Origin of the sequence: Finegoldia magna (genome assembly GCF_003182075.1) — a bacterium.
Taxonomy (GTDB): Bacteria; Bacillota; Clostridia; order Tissierellales; family Peptoniphilaceae; genus Finegoldia; species Finegoldia magna.
On sequence record NZ_QGTH01000020.1, the window covers coordinates 40,371 to 44,583 of the forward strand.

The following is a 4,213-nucleotide window of genomic DNA, read 5'->3' on the forward strand; positions in this document are numbered from 1 at the left end:
TGTAAGTCCTGCAGAGTAAGTGTATGGATACAATCCCATGTAGTAGTGAGGTTGTCTCATCCATGTTAATTCTGATCCTTCGTTGATTTCAACGTCCTCTCCCCAGAATTTTTGTAGTGTTTCTTTGAAGATTCTGGACAAATCATCGGCTGTGAATCCTTCTTTCTTATCGATTAATTTGTACACTTCTCTTTGGTAGTATCCTTCGATAAAGTGTGTGACGAAGTTGTGGAAGTAGGTTCTGGAGATTATTTGTCCACACAAATATCTTCTTTCTTGGTCAGTTGTTGCTTTTTCTAGCAAGTATCTGCTCATGATGAGTTCGTTTGTTGTGGATGGTGATTCCACGAAGTACATTGATGGGTCGTTGTCCAACACGTTTTGTGTTTTTTGTGAGATGTAGGATTGTCCTGCATGTCCCAATTCGTGTGACAATACGATGGCTTCTGTTAGTTTGCCAGTCCAAGATATCAACACGTATGGGTGTGCCAAGAATGGAGATGCGCAGAATGCTCCTGTTGATTTTCCGAATGTGTTTACGAAATCAATCCACTTTTCGTCAAATGCACGATCGAGCATTTTGGAATAATCTTCGCCTAGGATTGAAAGTCCGTCCTTGACCAAATTCCTTGCATCTTCTACTGAAATGTTTTTGGAGAATGAGTTTTCCACATCAAGCTTCAAGTCCATGAATGTAACTTTGTCCAAATCGTATTCTTTTTTGATGATTTGGGCGTATTTTCTCATGTGTTTAGGAAGTTCTTGCATGATTACATCTAGTTGTCTGTCGTACAATTCACGAGAAATGTTTTGTCTGTCTAACAAGAAATCTATCACTGAATCGTATCCTCTTAGTTCACTTTCTGCCTTTTCTGCTTGGCAATGTGATAGATAAATCATCGCTGTTGTGTTTTTGTATTTTGCTAGTTCGTTGTAGAACACTTCGTATGATTTTCTTCTCAAATCTGTGTCAGGGTCGTTGTCGTAGACACCTTCGAACAAATTGTAAGTCATTTCGTATTTTTTGCCATTTACTTCGAAATCAGGAAATGTGATGTCGTGAATTTTGGTTGTGTTGTAGATTTCGTAGAATGAGCTGAATGTTTGTGAGAATTTGCTTATAGCATTTTCCACTTCTTTGGATAAGATGTGTTCTTTTTTCTTCAACAAATCGTCGATGTATCTTGTGTTGTTGGTGTCGTTTTTCACTTCTTCAAGTGTTTGTTCGTCAACTTGTACAAGTTCCGTTTCAAAAAAACTCATTTTGTTTTCGATGTCTGCGATTTTTGTGAATGTCGCCATGGCTCTTTTTTGGGATTTTTCGTTGTGGCCGTCTGCTTCCACATCAAGTGATGCGTAGTGTGCGATGCGGTCGATATTAGCCACGATATCTCTGTAATCGTCCATTGCGTTTTTGATGATGTCTGCTGATTTGAGTTTATTTTCGTAATTTTTCTTGAAATCATCTGCCATCAAATCAATTGTCTTCACTGCTTTTTCGAATTCTTCTTCTGTTTTATATAATGCAGACAAATCCCACATGTATTGTGGGTCTGCTTCTTCTCTTTTACAATATTTTAGTATATCCATTAGATTGCCCAGTTTCCTTCCTTAAATACTTCTACTTCTTTGCCATCAGCTGTAGTTCCAACGATTCTCATATCTTTTGATCCAACCATGAAATCGACGTGAATTAATGAATCGTTGATTCCATTTTTCTTCAATTCATCTTCATTCATGTCAACTCCGCCTTCTACACAAGTTGGGTAAGCTTGGCCGAATGCAAGGTGACATGATGCGTTTTCGTCGTACAATGTTTTGATGAATGTGACGTTTGATTTGGAAATTGGTGATTCATAAGGAACAAGTGCCACTTCTCCCAAGTATTTTCCATTTTCATCAGTATCGAACATATTCTTCAAAGTTTCCTTGCCAACTTCTGCATCGAAATCCACAACTTTTCCATCTTTAAATTCAAATCTCATCTTGTCGATAGTGTTGCCGCCGTAATTCAATGGTTTGGTGCTGTAAACAACGCCGTTTACCTTGTCTTTGTGAGGTGCTGTGAACACTTCTTCTGTTGGAATATTTGGAACAAAAACATTTCCGTAATTATCTGTAGATTGTGCAGCCATCCACACGTGTCCTTTTGGAAGTTCGATTGTCAAATCAGTTCCCAATGAGTTTGTGTAGTGAAGCTTCACGAATTGGTGCTTGTTCATAAACTCTGCGTGTTTGTCCATTGTGTCCAAATGTTCATCCCACGCTTTGATTGGATCTTCTGTATCAGAACGTGTCGCCTTGAAGATTTGATCCCACAATTTTTCTACAGCTTCTTCTTCTGAAAGTTCTGGGAATACTCTTTTCGCCCAGCCAACACTTGGAGCTGCGACAACACACCAGCTGTTGATGTCATTCATTGTGTATTTTTGAATTGGTTTCATCTTTTCAGCAAAAACCTTGGATCTCATTTGAACTCTGTCGGCATCAACGCCCTTCAAATTTTCAGGATCTTGGCAAGATACAGATATCACACCTGCCTTTTTTTCAAAATAGTATTTGGATTTTTCAACGATAAAATCTGGAACGTCCTTCAACGCTTCTTCTGATGCGTTTTCGTAGTACATTCTGTTGATTGCATCGTCATTCCATTCCACAATAACTTCGCTGCAGCCTTTTTCGTAAGCGTATTTCACCAAAAGTCTTGCAAAATCAGCTCTTTCAACTGCACAACGAATTACAAGTGGTCTATCGTTTGCATTGATTCCTTTTTCGATAATTAATCTTGCGTAATTGTTTAGTTTTTTGTCAAAATTTTCCATATTATTCCTCCTCGTATCACTAATAATATTATATGGTTTTCCCGATAATTTTTCAATTTTATAAAAATAAAATATTTGTAAAATACGTAAAAACACTGGATTTTGATTGACTTTACATACCCCATATACTAAAATCTAAATATAAATGAAAGGATGAATTTATGATTAAATACGCAATTTTTGATATGGATGGAACTTTGATTAACTCCATGTACAAATGGAACCGAGTTATCTTGGATTACATTGAAAATTTGGGAATAAAACCTGACGATGATTTTATAAGGACAATCAAAACCAAAACACTTTTGACATCTATTGATTACATTCACGAAACTTTTGACATCAAAAAAACCACAGACGATGGTTTGAACTTTATATATTACACAATTAGAAACGGATATATGAACGAATTTGATTTGAAACCGGGCGTTTTGGATATGCTAGAAAAGCTAAAATCAATGGGAATTAAAATGTGTGTTGCAACAGCCACAGAAGACCAATTGGCAATTCCCGCTCTTGAAAAACAAGGGATATTGGATTATTTTGAATTCGTACAAACTTGTAAATCCGTAGGTTACCACAAATACGAAAACGAATATTGGAATAATGCACTGGATAAATTGGGCTCAAATGTGGACAACACAATCGTGTTTGAAGATGCACTGTACTGCATCGATACGGTCGACAAAATGGGATTTAAAATAGTGGGAATAACTGACGAATCCACTGTTAATGATTATGATATAATTGATGAAAAAGTGGACCAATACATCGAATCATACGATGATTTGGACTACGATTTGTTTAAGTAGGAGTTTGTATGAATAAAATAATTTATATGTTCATATTGTCCATGCTTCCTGTTTTGGAAATCAGAGGGTCGATGATTTACGCACTTGCAAATAACATTAACCCGGCATTGGCGTTCTTCTTGTCTGTGATTGGCAACATATTGCCGATACCATTTTTAATTTTGTTGACACAAAAAGTCCTACAATGGTTGGATACAATCGACACTTTCAAACCGTTTGTGGATTGGATTAACAAAAAAGCACAAGAAAAAAGCAAGACGATCGATAAATACGGAAGACTGGGGCTATATATTTTGGTTGCGATCCCACTTCCTGGAACAGGCGCTTGGACTGGCGCATTAGTGGCATCATTTCTGGGATTGAGTCCCAAAAAAAGTATGCTTCCCATAACCTTGGGAGTCATCACAGCGGGAATAATAGTGATGCTTTCAACAATGGGTGTGTTGAATGTGATTAAGTAATTGGCATACAAAAAAGACCTGTGTAACCTGAACCCCAAAATCCGGAATACGGATGGAGGGGTTTTTGTATGCCAAAATACACAAAAGAATTTAAAATAAAATTAGTACTAGAATATTT

General features: G+C 37.0%; 4 protein-coding genes. 2 read left to right on the forward strand and 2 right to left on the reverse strand.

From position 1 onward, the window contains the following. Both DES33_RS08030 and DES33_RS08035 read right to left on the reverse strand, forming a co-directional pair. A partial coding sequence (locus tag DES33_RS08030) for a M3 family oligoendopeptidase (RefSeq protein WP_110058639.1) occupies positions 1-1,590 on the reverse strand: 1,590 nt, incomplete at its 3' end. Continuing rightward, positions 1,590-2,822 (reverse strand): aminopeptidase, encoded by a 1,233-nt coding sequence (locus DES33_RS08035; protein ID WP_110058640.1) that lies wholly within the window; start codon positions 2,820-2,822, stop codon positions 1,590-1,592. The genes DES33_RS08035 and DES33_RS08030, both read right to left, overlap by 1 nt. A gap of 161 nt (positions 2,823-2,983) precedes the next feature. Here DES33_RS08035 and DES33_RS08040 point away from each other — a divergent pair, with 161 nt between their 5' ends. Continuing rightward, positions 2,984-3,634: an HAD family hydrolase gene (locus DES33_RS08040; protein ID WP_110058641.1), complete on the forward strand. Its 651-nt coding sequence runs from the start codon at positions 2,984-2,986 to the stop codon at positions 3,632-3,634. 8 nt (positions 3,635-3,642) lie between these two features. After that, positions 3,643-4,095 (forward strand): COG2426 family protein, encoded by a 453-nt coding sequence (locus DES33_RS08045; RefSeq protein ID WP_110058642.1) that lies wholly within the window; start codon positions 3,643-3,645, stop codon positions 4,093-4,095. Positions 4,096-4,213: the final 118 nt, after the last annotated feature.

Bases quoted from the DNA above. Each gene is read 5' to 3' on its own strand.
- DES33_RS08045 (WP_110058642.1), top strand. From the start codon at position 3,643: ATGAATAAAATAATTTATATGTTCATATTGTCCATGCTTCCTGTTTTG.
- DES33_RS08035 (WP_110058640.1), bottom strand. From the start codon at position 2,822: ATGGAAAATTTTGACAAAAAACTAAACAATTACGCAAGATTAATTATC.
- DES33_RS08040 (WP_110058641.1), top strand. From the start codon at position 2,984: ATGATTAAATACGCAATTTTTGATATGGATGGAACTTTGATTAACTCC.